Source organism: Sandaracinus amylolyticus (assembly GCF_000737325.1).
GTDB lineage: Bacteria > Myxococcota_A > Polyangia > Polyangiales > Sandaracinaceae > Sandaracinus > Sandaracinus amylolyticus.
The window spans coordinates 2,490,637-2,509,647 of record NZ_CP011125.1 but is presented as its reverse complement, the minus strand read 5'-3'; the positions used below and the strand labels follow the sequence as shown (position 1 = coordinate 2,509,647).

The 19,011-nt window shown below is 71.7% G+C and carries 15 protein-coding genes; 6 read left to right on the top strand and 9 right to left on the bottom strand.

Annotated features, from left to right (window positions below; genetic code table 11):
- Window positions 1–166: 166 nt before the first annotated feature.
- Genes DB32_RS10530 through DB32_RS10520 form a run of 3 tightly spaced genes read right to left on the bottom strand, consistent with a single transcriptional unit; the run spans window position 167 to window position 5,668 of the window.
- The gene (locus tag DB32_RS10530; RefSeq protein ID WP_053232293.1) at window positions 167–1,402 is read right to left on the bottom strand and encodes a TolC family protein; all 1,236 of its coding nucleotides are present in this window, start codon (window positions 1,400–1,402) and stop codon (window positions 167–169) included.
- Window positions 1,399–4,503: an efflux RND transporter permease subunit gene (locus DB32_RS10525; RefSeq protein WP_053232292.1), complete on the bottom strand. Its 3,105-nt coding sequence runs from the start codon at window positions 4,501–4,503 to the stop codon at window positions 1,399–1,401. The genes DB32_RS10530 and DB32_RS10525 overlap by 4 nt, the downstream gene beginning before the upstream one ends.
- Before the next feature lie 31 nt (window positions 4,504–4,534).
- Entirely contained in the window at window positions 4,535–5,668 is a 1,134-nt protein-coding gene (locus DB32_RS10520; RefSeq protein WP_157068932.1) for an efflux RND transporter periplasmic adaptor subunit, read from the bottom strand.
- A gap of 331 nt (window positions 5,669–5,999) precedes the next feature.
- Here DB32_RS10520 and DB32_RS10515 point away from each other — a divergent pair, with 331 nt between their 5' ends.
- From DB32_RS10515 to DB32_RS10500, 4 genes are all read left to right on the top strand, one after another.
- Window positions 6,000–7,382: a sigma-54-dependent transcriptional regulator gene (locus tag DB32_RS10515; protein ID WP_053232290.1), complete on the top strand. Its 1,383-nt coding sequence runs from the start codon at window positions 6,000–6,002 to the stop codon at window positions 7,380–7,382.
- Window positions 7,383–7,397: 15 nt separating this feature from the next.
- On the top strand, window positions 7,398–8,906 hold the full coding sequence (locus DB32_RS10510; protein WP_053232289.1) for a sensor histidine kinase: 1,509 nt from the start codon (window positions 7,398–7,400) through the stop codon (window positions 8,904–8,906).
- Between the two features lie 52 nt (window positions 8,907–8,958).
- Complete coding sequence (locus tag DB32_RS10505) at window positions 8,959–10,227, top strand: tyrosine/phenylalanine carboxypeptidase domain-containing protein (RefSeq protein WP_053232288.1); 1,269 nt, start codon at window positions 8,959–8,961, stop codon at window positions 10,225–10,227.
- A gap of 65 nt (window positions 10,228–10,292) precedes the next feature.
- A complete protein-coding gene (locus DB32_RS10500; RefSeq protein ID WP_053232287.1) occupies window positions 10,293–11,621 on the top strand; it encodes a lysyl oxidase family protein in 1,329 nt (442 codons plus the stop codon).
- A 7-nt stretch (window positions 11,622–11,628) separates the two neighbouring features.
- Here DB32_RS10500 and DB32_RS48110 read toward each other — a convergent pair whose 3' ends face one another.
- The 6 genes from DB32_RS48110 to DB32_RS10470 form a co-directional block, all read right to left on the bottom strand.
- Window positions 11,629–11,982, bottom strand: coding sequence for a DUF2141 domain-containing protein (locus DB32_RS48110; protein WP_169791404.1), 354 nt, complete (start codon window positions 11,980–11,982; stop codon window positions 11,629–11,631).
- Window positions 11,983–12,366: 384 nt separating this feature from the next.
- Complete coding sequence (locus tag DB32_RS10490; RefSeq protein WP_157068930.1) at window positions 12,367–12,795, bottom strand: hypothetical protein; 429 nt, start codon at window positions 12,793–12,795, stop codon at window positions 12,367–12,369.
- A gap of 26 nt (window positions 12,796–12,821) precedes the next feature.
- Window positions 12,822–13,145 carry a hypothetical protein gene (locus DB32_RS46585; RefSeq protein ID WP_157068929.1) on the bottom strand — a complete coding sequence of 108 codons (324 nt, stop codon included), beginning with the start codon at window positions 13,143–13,145 and terminating at the stop codon, window positions 12,822–12,824.
- A complete protein-coding gene (locus tag DB32_RS10480; protein WP_157068928.1) occupies window positions 13,129–14,421 on the bottom strand; it encodes a radical SAM/SPASM domain-containing protein in 1,293 nt (430 codons plus the stop codon). The genes DB32_RS46585 and DB32_RS10480 overlap by 17 nt, the downstream gene beginning before the upstream one ends.
- A gap of 78 nt (window positions 14,422–14,499) precedes the next feature.
- Window positions 14,500–15,294 carry a hypothetical protein gene (locus DB32_RS10475; protein ID WP_157068927.1) on the bottom strand — a complete coding sequence of 265 codons (795 nt, stop codon included), beginning with the start codon at window positions 15,292–15,294 and terminating at the stop codon, window positions 14,500–14,502.
- A gap of 140 nt (window positions 15,295–15,434) precedes the next feature.
- Window positions 15,435–17,237 (bottom strand): GMC family oxidoreductase N-terminal domain-containing protein, encoded by a 1,803-nt coding sequence (locus DB32_RS10470; protein WP_169791403.1) that lies wholly within the window; start codon window positions 17,235–17,237, stop codon window positions 15,435–15,437.
- A gap of 292 nt (window positions 17,238–17,529) precedes the next feature.
- Here DB32_RS10470 and DB32_RS10465 point away from each other — a divergent pair, with 292 nt between their 5' ends.
- On the top strand, window positions 17,530–18,444 hold the full coding sequence (locus tag DB32_RS10465) for a bestrophin family protein (protein ID WP_053232280.1): 915 nt from the start codon (window positions 17,530–17,532) through the stop codon (window positions 18,442–18,444).
- A 13-nt stretch (window positions 18,445–18,457) separates the two neighbouring features.
- The gene (locus DB32_RS10460) at window positions 18,458–18,952 is read left to right on the top strand and encodes an MYXO-CTERM sorting domain-containing protein (RefSeq protein WP_157068925.1); all 495 of its coding nucleotides are present in this window, start codon (window positions 18,458–18,460) and stop codon (window positions 18,950–18,952) included.
- Window positions 18,953–19,011: the final 59 nt, after the last annotated feature.

The window sequence follows — 19,011 nt, the reverse complement described above, 5'->3', positions numbered from 1 at the left end:
TGCACGAAGTGGGGTCGCCTCTGCGACGTCCGATCCGGCGCGCTCGTGCTCTTCGCACGTCACCGTGGTGCACGACGGCGTCGCGGGATGTCCCGAGCAGTGCGACCACGCGCAGGGCCGGGATCTCGTGCTCGGCTGGCTCGCGGCCCACGTCACGCGACGCTGATCAGTCGGCGAGCGCCGCGCCGAGCGCCGCCTCGAGCAGATCGATCTCCGAGAGCCGCAGGGACTCCTCGCGATCGACGCGCTCCGTGCGGAGCTCGCGCGTGGCGCGCACCGCGTCGAGCACCTCGAACACGCCGACTTCGCCGCCCTGGTACGCGGCCTCCGCCATCTCCGCGAGCAGCGGCAGGCGCTCGACGACCTCGCGCTCGTACGCGGCCAGCGCGTCGCGCCGCAGCGAGACCACGCGGCGCGCGCCTGCGAGCGCGGCCTCGAGCTCGAGGCGCGTCGCATCGCGCGCGAGCTCGGCGGCGTCGGCCTCCCGCTCCGCGCGCTCGATCGCCCCCTGGTTCGCGTCGAAGAAGGGCAGCGGCATCGCGACGCCGCCGATCAGATAGCCGCCCTCTGGCGCGGTCGACACGATCGTACCGAGCGTCAGCTCGATCGGCGGGATCGCCAGCGCGCGCTCCGCCTCCGCGCGCATGACCGCGGCGCGATGTGCCCCGCGTGCGACGACGAGCATCGGATGGTCTTCGAGGAGCTCGTCGCGCGGGCGCACCGGCGGCAGGTCGGCGAGCACGCCGCGCGCGCGTGGGAGCCATCCCGGCGCGCCGAGCAACGCGCCGATACGCGCCGACGCGGCGAGCAGCTCGGCGGCCGCGACGTCGCGCGCGGCGCGCACCGACGCGAGCTCCCCTTCGATGCGCGTCACGTCCCAGCGCCGCCCCGCGCCGGCCTCGGCCCGTCCGCGCACGATGGACGCGAGGCGCTCCATCGACGTCTCTGCCTCGACGAGCACCGCCGCGCGCTCCTGCGCGCCGAGGAGCGCGACGTACGCACGCCGCAGCTCGATCGAGAGCGCCGCGCGCAACGCGTCGGTACGGGCGCGCGCCAGATCGAGCCGCGCGCGCGCCGCGTCGATGCGGCGATCCACCTGGCCCGGCCAGAGCAGCGGCTGCGACACGCGGAGCTCTTGTTGCGATCCGCCGTTCGTCTCGATGCCGCCGAGGAACCCTGCGACCTCGTACGAGAGCACGGGATTGGGGTGCTGACCGGCCTCGCGCACGTCACCGCGGTAGGCCTCGGCGAGCGCCGCTTCGACGCGCACGCGCGGACTGCGCTGCGCGCGATCGAGCAGGTCGGCGAGCGAGATCTCGTCCGGCATCGCGTCCTGCGCCCGCACGATCGTCGGAGCGAGCGCGAGCACGAGCGCGAGCCACGGAGCACGGAGGTGGGTCACGGCGCCGCCTCCTCGTCCTCGTCGCGCCGTCGCGCGAGCGTGCCTGGGGCGACGAACGTGTAGAGCGCGGGGAGCACGAGCAGCGCGGTCGCACAGGTCGTCGCCATGCCGCCGATCAGCACGAGCGCGAACGGTCGCGACGTCTCCGCGCCCATGCCGCGTGAGACCGCCATCGGCAGCAGCCCGAGCATCGCGAGCAGCGTCGTCATCACCACGGGCCGGAAGCGCTGCACCGCGCCGTCGATCGCGGCGTCGGCGAGCGGGACGCCGCGCGCGCACAGATCGTCGATCGCGCCGATCACGAGGAGGCACGCGAGCGCGACCTGACCGAGCAGCGCGATGAATCCGATCATCGCGCTGACCGAGAGGTTCACGCCGCTCACGGCGAGCAGGAACGCACCGCCGGTGAGCGACGTCGGGGTGACCACGAGCACCGCGGCGGCGCCGCGCGCGGACCCGAGCGCGAGGTAGAGCAACGAGAGCACGACGAGCACCGCGAGCGGCACGACGATCGCGAGGCGCGCCATCGCGCGCTGCTGGTTCTCGAACTCGCCGCCCCATCGGAACGTGTAGCCGTCGGGAAGCTCGACGCGGCGATCCACGGCGGTGATCGCCTCGGCGACCACCGAGCCGAGGTCGCGCCCCTCGACGTTGAACTTCAGCGCGAGCATCCGCGCGTTGCCTTCGCGCACGATCGACGCACGCCCCGGCGCGACGCCGATGTCCGCGACCTCGCGCAGCGGGATGCGCACGCCGCCGGGCGCGCTCAGCGTGATCTCGGCGATGCGCCCGAGATCGGCACGCTCGCGTGCGGGCAGTCGGAGGCGTACCGGCACGAGCCGTTCGCCCTGCCAGATCTCGCTCACGACCGAGCCTGCGAGGGCTGTCTCGATCGTGCGCTGCGCGCTCGCCATCGAGATCCCGGCGCGCGCGAGGCGCTCGCGATCGGGCGTGATCTCGAGCTGTGGCACGTTGCGATCGCGGTAGAGCGACGCGTCGACGACGCCGGGCACGGTGCGCACCGCGTCGAGCGCGCGGAGCAGGTGCTCGCGCATCACGATCAGATCGGTCCCGAAGATCTTCAGCACGACCTGACCCCGCACGCCGCTGATCGACTCCTCGACGTTGTCGCGGATGGGTTGCGAGAAGTGGAAGCGGATCCCGGGCAGGCGCTCGAGCGACGCGCGCATCTGCTCCTGCAGCTGGTCCTTCGTCATGCCTTCGCGCCACTGCTCGCGCGGGACGAGGTGCACGAAGGTCTCGCCCATGTTCACGCTCTCGTTGTCGGTACCGTCCTCGGGGCGCCCCTGCTTCGTGTCGACCTCGCGTACCTCGGGGAACGCGAGCAACCTCCGCCGCACCTCGCGCATCACGCGCTGTCCGTTCTCGAGCGAGATGCTGGTCGGCAGCTCGACGAACACGTTGAAGTCGCCCTCGTCGAGCTCGGGGAGGAACTCGGTGCCGAGCCGCGTCGTGACCACGAGCCCACCGCCGAGCAGCGCGAGCGCAGCCGCGAGCGCCACCACCCGCCGCACGACGAGCCATCGCACCGCGCGCGCGTAGATCGCGCGCATGACGCGCACGAACGCGGGGTCACCGTGCGCCTGGTGCGCTCCCGGCCTCAGCACGAGCGCCGCGAGCGCGGGCACGACCGTCAGCGAGAACACGAGCGCGCCGAGTAGCGCGAAGGTGTAGGTCAGCGCGAGCGGGCGGAAGATGCGCCCCTCGACGCGCTCCAGGCTGAACACCGGGATGAGCGCGGCGACGATGATCGCCATCGCGAAGAGCGTCGGTCGCGCGACTTCGCGCGCCGCGTCGGCGACGAGCCGGAGCCGCTCCCGCGTGGTGCGCGGCGGCGTCTCGCCCATGCGGTGCACGACGTTCTCGATCAGGATGACCGCGCCGTCGACGAGAATCCCGAAGTCGATCGCGCCCATCGAGATCAGGTTCGCGGGCAGGCCGATCGAGCTCAGGCCGATGAACGCGACCAGCAGCGCGAGCGGGATCACGGCGCCGACGATCAGCGAGCCGCGCAGGCTGCGCAGGAAGAGCCACACCACCGCGACGCAGAGCAGCGCGCCCTCGAGCAACGAGTGGTGCACGGTCTCGAGCGTGTGCGCGACGAGCGTCGTCCGATCGTAGAACGGGACGATCTCCATCCCCTCGGGAAGACCGTCACGGTTGAGATCGTCGACCGCGGCGTGGATCCCGTCGAGCACGACGCTCGGGTTCTCGCCGCGCCGCATCAGCACGACGCCTTCGACGCTCTCCAGCGAGGTGCCGTAGCCGACGGCGCCCTGCCGCGGCACGTGCGACACGACCACGCGCGCGACGTCGCCGATGGTGACGGGTGTTCCGTGATCGGCGCGCAGCACCGCGCTCTGCACGTCGCTCGGCTCGGCGAACGCGCCGACGCCGCGCACGACGAGCTGCTGATCTCCTTGCCGGAGGAAGCCGCCGCCCGCGCTGCGGCTCGCTCGCTCGAGCGCGTCCTCGACCTCCTCGAGCGACAGACCGCGCGCGTGGAGGCGCGCGGGATCGACCTCGACGTGGATCTCGCGGAGGAACCCGCCACGCCCGATCACGTCGGCGACGCCGGGAACGCGGCGGAGCGCGGGGCCGACGTTCCACTCCTGCTCGCTCCGTCGCTCGGCGAGCGTGTGGCGGGCCGAGACGATCCGATAGTGGAAGATCTCGCCGAGCGGCGTCGCGTCGGGCCCGAGCTCGGGCACCACGCCGTCGGGGAGCTCCGCTGTGCGCAGGCGCTGCTCGACGAGGATGCGCGCGCGGAACGCGTCGGCCGCGTCCTCGAACGTCAGGTAGACGAGCGAGAGACCGAAGAGGCTCTCGCTGCGCATCCGGATCATGCCCGGCGTGCCGTTGAGCGCGCGCTCGATCGGGATCGTGATCTGCCGCTCGATCTCCGGTGGCGCGAGCCCGGGCGACTGCGTGATGACGTTGACCTGCAGGTTCGTGACGTCGGGGAACGCCTCGACCGGCGTGCGCAGGTACGCGTGCACGCCGTAGGCGGCGATCGCGAGCGTCACCACGACGGCCGCGACGCGACGCCGCACACAGAGCTCGATCAGCTTCGCGAGCAAGACTCTTCCTTCCCGAGCGCGCGAGCGCGCTTCAGAGCATCAGGTCGGCGGCACCGTCGAGCAGGAGCGCGCCCTCGACGACGACACGTTCGCCCTCCCGCAATCCGGCGAGCACCTGCACGCGTCCGTCGATCGAAGGACCGACGACGACATCGCGCCGGCGGAACCGCCCGTCGCCTTCGTCGACGTAGACCGCGGTGCGCTGTCCGTCGCGCACCAGCACCGCGCTCGCGGGGAGCACGAGCCCTTCGTCGACGAGCGAGATCGACGCACGCCCGAAGAGGCCCGGCCGCAGCAGGGAGGGCACGCTCTCGAGCTCGATGCGCACCGGCACCGTGCGCATCCCGGCGCTCACGACCGGCGCGACGTGGGTCACGCGCCCGCGCAGCGGCGAGTCGATCGAGGGCAACGCGATCTCGGCGCTCGCCCCGACGCGGACCATCGCCGCGTCGCGATCGAAGACCTCCGCGACGACCCCGATGCCGTGGGGATCGCCGATCTCGAGCAGAGCCTCCCCTCCGGGCTCGACCGCCATGCCGATCGCCGCGCGTCGCGAGAGGATCGTCCCCGCGATCGGCGCGCGGAGCACGACCTCGCCGCCCGCGCCGCGACCGACGATCGACACCGCGGTGCGCGCGCGCGCGAGCTCGATCTCGAGCTCCGCGACGTGGAGGTCCGCCGCGCGACGCTCGCGCTCGGTGCCCACGCCGCGCTCCAGCATGTCCGCGCTGCGCCGTGCCTCCGCGAGCGCGTTCGCGAGCGCGGTGCGCGCGGCCGCGAGCTGTGCGCGCGTCGCGGCGGCATCGGGCGAGCGTAGCGTCACGAGCGGAGCACCCGCGGCGACCTCGTCACCGACGCGCACGTGCACCTCCGAGACGCGCCCGGGCACCGGCGTGCCGAGCTCGGCGATCGCGCCGTCACGAAACGCGACGCGCGCAGGCGCGCGAAGCGCGGTCACGCCGTGCGAGAGAGCGAGCACCTCGCTGCGCACGAACGCGCGCGTCTCCTCGTGCTCGAGGGCGACGAGGTCGTCGTCCTCCTCGTCGTCGCCGCGATCGGGGAGAGGCGGTGCCTCGACCGCGTCGTGCGCGGAGGACCGACCACCGCAGCCGGCGAGGGCGAGCACGATCGAGAGCACGACGAGCGGATGCGTTCGGAGCAGCACGCCGCGCCGTCGAGCAACGCACGCGCCACGCGTCGCGGCCTGCGATTCCGAGGTGCGCCGTCGATCGCGCCGCATCCGCGTGTCGCAGCTCGCGAGCGGTGTCGCGCTCACGCGACGCGAGCGGAATCGCGCCCGTCTGGCGCAGCGTTGCCGGTCTGTCGCGTCTGCGCGACAGCGTCGCGACGCGCGCCTCGCGAATCTCCAGGATTCTCGCGTGGGCAGGTTCTTGCTGAGCACGCGGAGGTCCCTGCCCGAGCCCAGGGGAGACTCACGGATTCCCGGCCGCGAGGGTCCCCTGGGCTCACCTCTCACACTCGATCTCTCGTTCCCCATGTCCACGCGCGGCCGCGTTCTCGTCGTCGACGACGACCCGAGCAGCTGCGAGATGCTCGACGAAGCGCTCTCGCACGCAGGGTTCGAGGTGATCTGGCGCACGTCTGCGGAAGAAGCGCTGCCGATCGTGCGCGAGCACCACGCGCTCGACGTCGTCCTCACGGATCTCCGGATGAGCGGCGCGTCCGGGCTCGATCTCTGCCGCGCGATCGCCGAGCACGATCCCGCGCTGCCGGTGATCGTGATCACGGCGTTCGGCAGCATCCGCACCGCGGTCGACGCGATCCGGGGCGGCGCGTACGACTTCATCACCAAGCCGTTCGATCTGGCGGTCGTCGCGCTCGCGCTCGATCGCGCCGCGGCGCACCGCGCGATGCGGCTCGAGCTCGACCGGCTCCGATCGCGCGTCGCCGCCGAGGACCACGGTCATCTGCTCGTCGGTCGCACCGACGCGATGCGAAGAGTGATCGACCTGATCGATCGAGCCGCCAAGTCCGATGCGACGGTGCTGGTCACGGGCGAGAGCGGGACGGGCAAGGAGCTCGCCGCGCGCACGCTCCACGACAAGAGCCCCCGCGCGCGCGGCCCGTTCGTCGCGATCAACTGCGCCGCGCTCCCCGAGGCGCTCCTCGAGAGCGAGCTCTTCGGTCATGCGAAGGGCGCGTTCACCGACGCGCGCGGCGATCGCCCCGGCCTCTTCGTGAGCGCGAGCGGCGGAACGCTCTTCCTCGACGAGATCGGCGACATGCCGCAGGGCATGCAGGTGAAGGTGCTCCGCGCGATCCAGGAGCGCAGCGTGCGACCGGTCGGCAGCGATCGCGAGATCCCGTTCGACACCCGCATCGTCGCGGCGACGCACCGCGATCTCGAGGCCGAGGTCGCGGCGGGACGCTTCCGGCAGGATCTCTTCTTCCGCATCCACGTGATCGAGATCGGTCTGCCGCCGCTGCGCGCGCGCGGAGGGGACGTGCTCGCGCTCGCGCAGACGTTCGTCGATCGCATCGCCGCGCGCACCGGGCGCACCGGTCTGCGCCTCTCGCACGAGGCCGCCGAGCGCCTGCTCGCCTACGACTGGCCCGGCAACGTGCGCGAGCTCGAGAGCTCGATCGAGCGCGCCGTCGCGCTCGCCCGCGGCGACGAGCTCCGCCCCGAGGATCTGCCCGGCCGCGTGCGCCGCAGCACCGCGAGCGCGAGCGATCCGGACACCAGCGGTACGAGCGAGCTCGTCCCGCTCGAGGAGATGGAGCGTCGCTACATCCTGCGCGTGATCCGCGCCGTCGGCGGCAACAAGAAGCTCGCCGCGCAGGTGCTCGGGGTCGATCGGAGCACGCTGTATCGCAAGCTCGATCGGTGGAAAGCTCCCGAGCGCGACGAGGCCTGATCGCGCGGTGCGCGGATGAAGCTCACGTGGAAGCTCTCGCTCGCGATCGGGCTCGGCATCTGCCTGGTCCTCGCGGCCAACGCCTACGTCCGCCTGCGCACCGACAGCGCGGCGTACCGCGACGACGTGCGGCGAGACCACGACACCACCGGGCGGAGCCTCGCGACCGCCGTCGAGCTGCTCTGGCGCACCGACGGAGAGACGCGCGCGCGCGAGGTCGTCGAGGAGCTCAATCTCCGCACGAGCCACGCGACGATCCGTTGGGTATGGCGCGCCGCGACCCCCGGCGAGCCCGAAGCACCGCAGCGCCCGGATCTGGTGCCCGCGCTCGGTCCCGGCACGCGCTCGGAGATCGTCGAGCGCGACGACGGCGCGCCTCGCATGCTCAGCTACACGCGCGTCGATCTCCCCGGGGATCGCGACGGTGCGATCGAGATCGACGAGTCGCTCGCGGACGAGCGCGAGCACGTGCGTGCGACGCTGGTCCGCACCGCGACCACGACCGGGGTCCTCATCGTGCTCTGTGTCGGCCTCACGCTCGCGTTCGGCACGCTCTTCGTCGCGCGCCCGCTGCGGCGGCTCGCCGAGAAGGCGCGTCGGATCGGCGAGGGCGATCTCTCGGCGCCGCTCGACATCGAGCAGGACGACGAGATCCGCGACGTCGCGCGCGCGATGAACGACATGTGCGATCGCCTCGGCGAGGCGCGCACGCGCATCGAGCGAGAGACCGGCGCGAAGATGCGCGCGCTCGAGCAGCTGCGGCACGCCGACCGGCTGCGCACCGTGGGACAGCTCGCGTCGACGATCGCGCACGAGCTCGGCACTCCGCTCAACGTGGTGCGCGCGCGCGCGGCGATGGTCGCGGACGGCTCGGTGTCCGAGGCGCGCGTGCGCGAGCTCGGCGGCGTCATCGTGGTGCAGTGCGATCGGATGACCGGGATCATCCGCGGTCTGCTCGATTACGCGCGGCGCGATCCGCCCGATCGCTTCGAGAGCGATCTCGTGCGCGCGGTGCGGGAGTCGGTGCAGTGGCTCCAGGACGTCGCGCGCGAGCGGAAGGTCGCGATCGAGCTCGACGCCGAAGCGAGCGAGCTCTTCGCGTGGATCGATCCGCGCCAGATCCAGCAGGCGGTCACGAACCTGGTCCTCAACGCGGTCCAGGCATCGCCCGCGGGCGCGACGGTCACGGTGCGCGTCCGCGCGGAGCGCGTGGACCGCGACGGCGAGGCGATCGTCGAGGTGAACGATCACGGGCCGGGGATCGCGCCCGAGCACCGCGACCGACTCTTCGAGCCCTTCTTCACGACGAAGGGCACGGGCGAGGGCACCGGCCTCGGGCTCCCGATCGTCGACGGCATCGTGCGCGAGCACGGCGGCTCGATCGAGGTGACGAGCATGCCCGGTGACGGCGCCTGCTTCCGCATCCGCCTTCCGCTGCAGAGCGCGGGCGCGATCCCCGAGCCGCGGGAGCCTCCGCGAGGGAGCGCGCGGCCGGGCTCCTGGCGCGGCAGCTCGCGCCCCTGAGCCGTGGATTCGCGCGCGTCGAGCGCGCTACGCTCGCGGGTCCACGGAGCGAATGTCGCCCTCTCAACGTCGCGAGCGCATCGTCGACGTCGATCGCCGCCTCGTCGCGATCGCGAAGGAGATCCGCGTGCTCGGGGAGCTCTCGTGGCCGGCCGAGACCGTCGACGCGTTCCTCGTGTCGTGGCGGCGCGGCGCGCCGCAGCTGCCCTCGGTCACGTACCCGCACGGCCGTCATCACGCACAGCTCGAAGCGCTGCGCGAGCTCCGCGCGCAGCTCGACGTGCACGACCCCGTGCAGAGCTTCCTCGACGACACCGCGGGCTCGTATCGCGCGGCCGGCCGCATGCTCGAGCACGCCGGTACGCCCTCGTTCCTCGAGCTCTCGCAGGCGCTCTACGGCAAGCCCGACGACCGCCTGCCGGGCGCGTCCATGACCCACCTCGAGGCCGCGGATCAGCTCCTCGCCGCGACGGACAAGCTCGCCGACGCAGGGCTCGACTTCGATCCCGGCGCGACGATCCCGAGCGAAGAAGCGGCCGCGCGCATGCGAGAGCGCCTCGCGTCGTACTTCACGAAGCACGACGTCGAGGTGGTCGTCGATCCCCACCTCGGCGCGAAGGCGATGGCGGGCGCGAAGCGCGTGCGGCTGCGCGGCGACACGCTCTTCTCCGAGCTCGACCTCGATCAGCTCGTCGAGCACGAGGCGTTCATCCACTCCGCGACCGCGCTCAACGGGCGCGAGCAGCCGGTGCTCACGGTGCTCGGCCTCGGCGCGCCGCGCACCACGCTGACCCAGGAGGGCCTCGCGACGGTCGCCGAGCTCGCGACGCGCGCGATCGATCTCGCGCGCCTGCGCCGCATCGCGCTGCGCATCCGCGCGATCCACCTCGCGATCGAGGGCGCGGACTTCGTCGAGGTGTTCCGCTTCTTCCTCGAGCACGGCCAGAGCGACGAAGAGTCGGTGCGCTCCGCGATGCGCGTGTTCCGCGGCGGCGACGTGCGCGGGCGCTGGGTGTTCACGAAGGACGTCGTGTACCTCCAGGGCCTCGTCGCGGTGCACACGTTCCTGCGCAAGTCGATCGCAGACCACAAGCCGTTCTTGATCGAGCGGCTCTTCGCGGGACGCATGGCGCTGTCGGACGTCTTCCTGCTCGAGGAGGCGTTCACCGACGGGCTCGTCGCGCCCGCGCTCTACGTGCCCGCCTGGGCGCGCAACCTGCGCGCGCTCGCGGCGTACCTCGCGTTCACCGCGGTCGCGTACTCGATCGATCTCGGCGCGATCGAGCTCGAGCAGATCCTTCCCGCGTACGACTTCGAGTGAGCGAGTCCGGGGTCTCGACGCCCCGGCGATTGCGAGCGCGACGAGCGCCTGTGCACACTGGCCCGATGCTGGTGATCGGCTCGCGCCACGCGCTGCGCTTCGTCGTCTCGATCGCGCTGCTCGCGGCGTGCGACGCGGGACGAAGCGCCGACGAGCGCGATGCCGGCGACAGGATGGACGCGAGCCAGTCGCGCGACGCGGGACGACGGCCCCCACCGGTCGACGGAGGCGGCGCGTGCGTGCCGCCCGCTGCGCCCGCGCCGCACGAAGGGTGCAATCCCGAGAACGGGTTCGAGTGCGACGGTGACTACGACGCTCGCTGCAATCCCGCGTGTCCCGACACGCACTGTTGCAGCCCGCAGGCGGGACGGTTCGAGTGCGTGGAGCGAGACGAGGCGGGGAATTGTCCCGCGGCGGATCTCTGGGTCGACGAAGCGCGCATCGCGCCGTACTTCGAGTATCGCTACATCGGCCCGAGCGACTGCGCGCTCGTCGAAGGCTGCGTCGCGGAGCCCGGGATGCGGCGGCTCCTGCGCTTCGACGCGTGGACGCCGAACACCGGAGACGCCGACCTGTACCTCGGCGTTCCGACCGCGAGCTCGCCGAATTTCGAGTACTCGTCGTGCCATCGGCACTTCCACTTCGAGACCTACGCGGCGTACGAGCTGCTCGATGCCGAGGACGACTGCGTCGTCGCGGAGGGCCACAAACAGGCGTTCTGTCTTCTCGACTACTACACGTATCCTTGTGACGAGAACGACTCGAATCCCGATCCCGAAGTGCCCGACTGCCGTCGTCTGAGCGGATATTCGTGCGTCAATCAGGGCATCCGCCGCGGCGCACAGGACGTCTACGAGGCGGACGTCGACTGTCAGTGGGTGGACGTCACCGGTCTTCCGCCCGGCGACTACCGACTCCGTGTGCGCATCAACACCGACCACCTTCTCCGCGAGTCGGACTACGGCAACAACGAGGTGATCGTCGGCGTGACGATCCCCGAAGATCCCGGCCCGCCGGCCACCGACATCGGCGCGCCGTGCGAGGAGAGCGAGCTCGGGCTCGATCGCACGTGTGGCTTCGCGCGCAGCTACGACGGCGAGTGCGAGCCGGGATCGACGGTGACGCTCGGCTGCTCCGCGGCGTGCGGATACGGCGAGTGCAGCGGCGACACGATCCTGATGGTGTGCGAGGCCGCGATCGGCGCGTCGTGCACGTCGGCCGCGGCGATCGCGACGAACGATGCGTCGGGGTGCGGCGTGGGCGCGTGCCGCGGCGGAACCGACTGCTGCTCGAGCGCGACCTTCGAGTGCCCGACGACCGGCAGCTACACGGTCTGGACCGGCGCGTTCAACACGTCACGGAGCGCGACGTGCGAGATCGCGCTGGCTCCCTGACGCGGCGTCAGATGCCGTAGCGCATCGTGATCGAGAGCGAGCGCGCCGAGCGCCCGTCGTAGTCGAACGCCGCCGAGTCGAACGAAGGCGCGCCGAGCGTCCCGCGCGCGTCGCGCGAGAAGCCGTAGCCCTCCTCCGGGATCCCCATGAATCCCTGGTCGAACACGGTGTCGTCGTCCTCGTCGTGCATCATCCCGATCGCGAATCGCCCCGCGGGCACGCTCTCGAAGCGACACCGCGCGACGCCGTTCGCGATCGCGGCGCTGCACGTCGCGACCTCCTGGCCGCCGTGCGTGAACGTCGCCTGCGAGCCGTAGAGCCCACCACGTACGTGCCCTCGATCGGAACGCAGGCCCCGCACCACGGCGATGACGGCGGGGACCACCGGGGGCTCGACCCGCAACGCGCCACGCGCGCGCAGCGCGTCCTGTCCGCGCGATGGTGTCGGCCCGAATGACGCGAGCCCGAACGCGCACACGGCGAGTGTGATCGCCGCGATCGATCCGGCTCGTGCTCGCCCCCCGACGTTGCTCCGAGTCACCGCTCGACTATGGGCTCGCCATCGCACGGCCGCGAGGCCCCCACCGCTCGATGACGCGCTTCGATCGGCTCCGCCCCTCATCGACACGCGCTCCTCGCGGCCCGCGCGCCATGCTCGCCGCGCACGGACGCGCTCGCCGCGCGCGCGCCGAGGACCACCCGCACCGACACGCGCCTGCAGCCGCCGACGTTCACGCCCGGCTGATCACGACGCGGGCTCGGGCGGCGCGCCATAGGCGGGCACGGCGCCACCTCCAGCGTCGATCGCGCTCCCCGCGTCGATCGGCGTCGGACCGCCGTAGAGCGCGACGCTGGCTCCGGCGTCCTCCTCCTGCGCGGTGCCCGAGTCGATCGCGGGCGCGCCGTACGCCGGCACCGCGCCGCCGGAGTCGACCTGCGCGCCGCCGTCGGGCGCGCGCTCGTCGCTCTCGGCGCAGCCGGCCACGTTGAGCGTCGTCGCGACCGCCGCGCCGAACGCGAACGTCGCCGCGCGACCGAGGCGTGTCGTGGGCGCGCGCGGCGGCGCTGCGCTCGCGATCGCATCGGCGAGCGACACGCCACAGAACGGGCACGCGCTCTCGCTCGCACGCACGTGACGCGTGCACCCCGGACAAGGCAGAAGTCGATTCGTCATCTCGTCCCCCATCGCTGCAAGAAGGGTCAGTCCGCGGGCGCCGCGCCGTACGCGGGCGCGACGGCCCCCGCGTCGACGCCGGCGTCGGTCCCGCCATCCGGGACCTCGGGCCGTGGCGCGCCATACGCGGGCACGGGCTCGAACATGTCACAGCCCGCGAGACCGATCGCCGTCGCCATCGCGACCGCGCCCGCCTTCGCGCGGAACGAGACGAGCTGCGCGCGGCTCGTGACTACCACCTCGCGTGTCTCGGTCTCGACCGCGACCGCCTCGATCGCGACGCCGCAGAATGGACACTGCGTCTCGCTCGCGCGCACGTGTCGATGGCACGACTCACACGGTCTCAGCATCTCTCGTCTCCTCCCCCGACACGTCCTCGACGATCAGCTCGAAGCGCGCGTGGTCGAACGGCTGTCCCGGCGCGCTCTCCACCTTCACCACGCGCTCGCGCTTGCCCGCGCGCTGCATCTCGAGCGCGCGATGGTGGCAGTACGGATTGTTGCCCGCGCGCCCGAAGAGCACGAATCCCGTCCACGTACATCCAGCGCGGCACTCGTCGGCGTAATAACAAGTGCGGCAATAGCCCCACAGATCGTCGACGGTGCGATCACGCGTGTAGCGCATCGCGGTCCCGCCGCGCTCCCAGATGTCGACGAGCTTCGCGTCGCGGATGTTGCCGCCGGTCCACGAGAGCGTCGGCAGCGAGGGGCATCCTTTGATCGAGCCGTCCGCCTCGACGCCGAGCGTCGAGCGCCCCGCGCCGCACGAGTACATGTGGCCCTTGGGCAAGGTCCCGCGCAGCGCGTGCTCGTAGGGCCCGAAGTAGCCGACGTTGTTGCCCGGCCACAGCCGCACGCCGCGCTCGCGACATCGCTCGGCGAGGCGCGCGAGCATCGGGAACACCTCGAGCAGGTCGTACGGCTGCAGCAGCACCTCGGGCTCGTCGGCGGCGCGCCCCATCGCGACCGTCAGCTGGATCTGCCAGCTGTGCGCGCCGTGATCCGCGATCGTCTCGAGGACGCTCGGCAGGTCGGGCGCGCTGAGCCGGTTGATCTGCGTGTTCGCGCTCACCTGCACGCCCGCGGCGCGCAGGTTCTTCATCGCCTCGAGCGCCGCGCGGTAGCTGCCCACGACCCCGCGCAGTCGATCGTGCGTCGCTTCGTCGCCGTCGATCGACACGCTCGCGCTCTGCAGGCCAGCCGCTGCCGCGTCACGCGCGCGCTCCGGCGTGATGCCGCGCCCGCCCGTGGTGAGGATCGCCATCATGCCGCGCGCGCGGATGCGACGGATGATGTCGGTCCAGTCGTCGCGCAGGTACGCCTCGCCGCCGATCAGCGAGACCTCCTTCACGCCGAGCTCCGCCATCTGATCGACGAGGTCGAGGCACTGCTCGGTCGAGAGCTCGTCGGGTCGATCACGCCCAGCGCGCGAGCCGCAGTGACGGCACGCGAGATCACACGCGAGCGTGATCTCCCAGACCGCATAGATCGGACGCACGCGCCGATCGATCGCGCGCGCGTCGTCCGCGAGCGGAAGGCGACGTCGCGCGGGCTCGGCCATCGGCGCGAGCGGGAGCGATCTCGGGCGCGGCGCGCGCAGGAGCGCGTCGCGCTCCGCTGCGCTCAACGGATCGGGCCCCTTTTGCTGCGACTCCGACACGGCCACCGATGGTAGTGGCCGCGCTCCGCGGAATCCATCGAGCGATCAGAATCGATATCCGACCGCGACGCTCAGCTGCGGCGTGAACCCGTACGACTCCAGCGCGTCGGTCACGTCGTTCTCGATGTCGTCGAACATCTCGGGCGCGAGCCCGCGCACCTCGTCGGGCACCGCGATCGACGTCGACGCGTCGAGCGTGTGCGCCCATCCGATCGAGCCGCGGATCACGAGGTGATCCCACACGAGCGCGCTCCAACCGAGCTCGACGTGCAGCATGTGGAGCTCGGCGTCGATGCCGACCGCGTCGAGCCCGGGATAGCTCATGCTCTGCCCCACGGCGGCCTCGAAGTCGTCGATGCCGACGCGCGTCTCCGAGCCGATGCGCGTGTAGCCCGCGAGGATCTCGAAGCCGTAGCCGGGCACCGGGCGGATGCCGCCCGCGACGCGCACGACGAGCGCGTTCGATCCCGCGCGATCGACGAGCGACGCGACGTCGTCGCCGTACGCGCCGATGCCGTGCACGACGTCGTTGATCAGGCCGAGGTAGGGCTCGGGCATGAACCCGAGGTGGCCGCGGATCAGCAACCCGAGCGGCAGCTCGACGGTCGCCTCGATGCCGACGGTGAGCGGCACCTGCGTCGCGATCGCGAGGTCGAGTCCGATCGGGAACGGCTCTCGACGTGGTGGTGTGGACGTCGGGTCGCCGAGGTCCTCCGCGCGTTCACGCTCTGCGCGCACCGACGACACGGACGTGGCGCCCGCGCTCGCTGCCTCGGGCACTGCGAGCACGCGCGCCTCACCGCGCTGCGCCGAGACGATCGATGGCTGGAGCGCGCACACGGCCAGCACTGCGATCGAGACGAGGATTCCACGTGCCGAGTCGCGCCAACAGCAATGCACGCGACCGCGAGGAGCAGCGCTCATGCCATCTCGGTGGTCCGAGACGGCAGGAACCTTCGATCAATCTCGCGCGACGACGATCAGAGCCGCGCGGCGATGCGCTCGGCGGCGCGCGTCGCCATCGCCATGATCGTCAGCTGCGGGTTCACGCCGAGCGGGCCCGGCACCGTGCTGCCGTCGACGATGAAGAAGCCGGGCAGGTCGTGCGCCTCGTGGTCGAGCGACACCACGCTCGTCCTCGGGTCCTTGCCCATCTTGCAAGTGCCGAGCGGGTGATAGCTCGTGAGCAGACACTGGCTCGGCGCGAGGCTCTGCTTGCGGAAGCGCTCCCACTCGCGACGGCTCTCGAACGTGTGCGCGCCGAGCAGCGCGGGCCACACCTTCTTCGCGCCGGCCTCCCAGCAGATGTCGCCCATCGCCATCACGCCGCGGTGATAACGATCGGCGTCCTTCTGCGTGAGGTTGTAGAGCACGGTCGCGGAGCCCTGGACGTCGAACGCGATGCGCCCGCGCGACTCGTCCGCGATGAGGATGCCGAACGACGCGATGTGCTCGAGCTCGTTGAGGCGCTCCATCAGGCGCCGACCGCCGACGGGGTACATGAGCGCGGCGTAGTTCCAATCGGGCTGGGCCGCGCTCAGCAGGATTCCGTCGTCGAGGTGCTCGTCGCAGCCGTAGCCCTGCGGGATGTGATTCATCCCGCGGATCTCGTCGTCGAAGAGCGCGTTGAGCCCGCCGCTCGGATGCAGCGTGAGGTTGCGACCGACCTGACCGCTCGAGTTGCAGAGGCCGTTCTTGAGCAGGAAGAGCGGCGTCGGCAGCGCGCCGCCCGCGAACACGACGGCGCGGCCACGCACGCGGATCGTCTTGCCGTTCTTCGCTTCGCCCTCGATGCCCACGGCGCGACCGTTCTCGACGATCACGCGCTTCGCGCTGAGCCCCGTGAAGAGCATCGCGCCGCGCTCGAGCGCGGGCGGCACGTAGCTGATGTTCGTCGAGCGGCGCGCGTCGGTGCGGCACCCGAAGTCGCAGAAGCCCGAGCCCTCGCAGCCCGGCGCGTTGCGCACGATCGAGAAGTGGCTCCAGCCGAGCTTGTCGCAGCCGCGCGCGAACACGTCGGCGATGCGACCGATGTGCTGACGCGACGCGGGCTGCGTCTGCAGGATGCCCTCGACGCGCTCGAAGTAGCCGCTCATGCGCTCGCGCGCGAACTCGTCGGTGCCGATGTCCTCGCACCAACGATCGAGCACCGAGGCCGGCGTGCGGAAGCACGTGCCGCCGTTCACCGCGGTCGAGCCGCCGACGAGGCGGCCCATGAACACCGGCATCAGGTTCGTGCCGACCGCCATGCCGCCGCGATAGAAGTCGCGATGCGCCTTCTGCGAGCTGCCGGTGAACGCGTCGCGCCGATGGAGCTCGCCCTCTTCGACGAAGCACACCGCGAAGCCGCGCTCCGCGAGCTCGCGACCGACCACCGCACCGCCCGCGCCGGTGCCGACGACGACGACCTCGCACTCGACGTCGCCGTCCTCCCACGTCTCGGCGCGCACGACCTGCTCGAGCCAGCGCGGCTGCTCGAGCGTCTTCACGACGTTGAGCTTGCCGCCCATGCGCTCGTACACGGGCTCGCGATCGAAGTGCGCGAACTTGATCGCGAACTGCATCACCTGGAACGGCGCGCGCAGCACGGGATCGCTCTCCCACGCGCGCATCACGTCTTCCTGATCGTCCGCGCTCAGATCGCGGAAGCGACGACCCTTCTTCGCGATCGCCGCATGATCGTACGCGAGCGCGACCGCACCGAGCGCCTTGGGCAGCTGCGGGAAGAGATGCGCGACCGTCTCCTCGACCATCGCGATCGTCTGCTCGTCCGCGCGCTGCACGCGACCACCGCCGGGGATCGTCGCTTCGGCGAACGCCAGGAGCGCTTCGTACTCGCGCGGACCGAGGTGGCTCCCGTCCGCAGGATGCGTGGCTCGCGCACGGCGCGCGGAAGATCGGCGCGAGCCCGAGAGGGCATCCGAAACGTCCGCATCGACCGCCGTACGACGCAACAGGTCGATCATGCAGCGGCCGAGTATTGGGCGCGTCCGGCCGATCGGCCAGTCACGCTCCCGGCGCTCGTGACGATTCTCCGCGCGTGCGTAGTAGGCTTCGCACCTTCGAGAAACGCCCATGATGGTCAGCACGCGCGGCTCGCTGCTCGGGATGCTCCAGTGGCAGCAACACTCCGTCGTCCTCTTCGCGGCATCCGCAGGGCTCGTGATCGCGCTGCGCGAGGTGCTCGGATGGCACTGGCTGCGCATCCCGACGACGCCGGTCGCGATCGTCGGCGGCGCGCTCGGGATCTTCGTCAGCTTCCGCACCAACGCGGCGTACGCGCGGTGGTGGGAGGGCCGTCAGCTCTGGGGTCGTCTCATCAACGTCTCGCGCATGTTCTGCTCGCAGGTGCTCGCGTACCTGCCACGTGCGGAAGACGGCGCGCCGAGCGCGCTCCAGCGCCGCCTGATCGAACGGCACGTGCTCTACGTGCACGTGCTCCGATGTCTGCTGCGCGATCAGGTGCCGTGGACCGACGAGGACGTCGTGCGCTTCAGCGACGCGGCGACGCGCGAGGCGCTGAAGAGCGAGACGAACGCGACGCACGCGCTGCTCGATCGACAGCTCGCGGAGCTCGCGCGCGAGGCCGACGCAGGACGTCTCGCGCCGCTGCGGATGGACGCGCTCGATCGCAGCATCGGCGGTCTGCTCGACGTGCAGGGCGGGTGCGAGCGCATCAAGCGCACGCCGATGCCGCGCGGCTACGGGTACTTCGCGGAGCAGCTGATCCGCGCGTTCGGGCTGCTCTTCCCGATGGCGATCGCGGAGGATCTCTGGGTGCTCTCGATCCCGATCAACGTGCTGGTCTGCCTCGCGTTCATGATGATCAGCGAGGTCGGTCGCGTGCTCGAAGATCCCTTCACGCTCTTCTGGAACGCGCTGCCGCTCTCCGCGCTGACGCGCACGATCGAGAGCAACCTGAGGCAGCGCCTCGGCGACGAGGACATCCGACCGATGCTGCGCCCCGACGCCAACGGCGTGCTGATGTGACGAGGAGATGCGCATGAGAGCGAGGCTCGCGCTGGTGATCGCGATCGCATGGACCGACGTCGCGCGTGCGGACGCGATCATCCCGTTCGAGGGCGAGTGCCCACCGGGGCTGCGGATCGGCGTCTCGGGCCACGCGGAGTCGTGCGTGCCGATCGCGTGCTCGAGCGACGCGGAGTGCGGGCGCGGCGCGGCGTGCCGCGAGGTGCACGAGTGCTTCGCGCCGCGCCGATTCACGTCCGACGGTCGCGTGATCTACGACACGCCGGTGATGCGCGAGGTCGTCGTCGGGTCGTGCGGCGGCGATCGCACCTGCGCGGAGGGCGAGTGCCGCACGCGCCGGCAGTGCGAGCCCACCGACGACACGCCGGCATGGGATCCGCGCATGCGACGTTGGACCGGCGAGACGCACCGCAGCGGGACGTGCAGCGTCGGCCACGGCGGCGGATCGCCGGCGTGGCTCGCGCTGGTCGCGATGGTGATCGCGCTGCGCGCGCGGCGCTTCCGATAGGATCACCACATGTGGTGGAGGCGACGTGCATCGCGCGAGCCGGCGGCGAGCACGCCAGC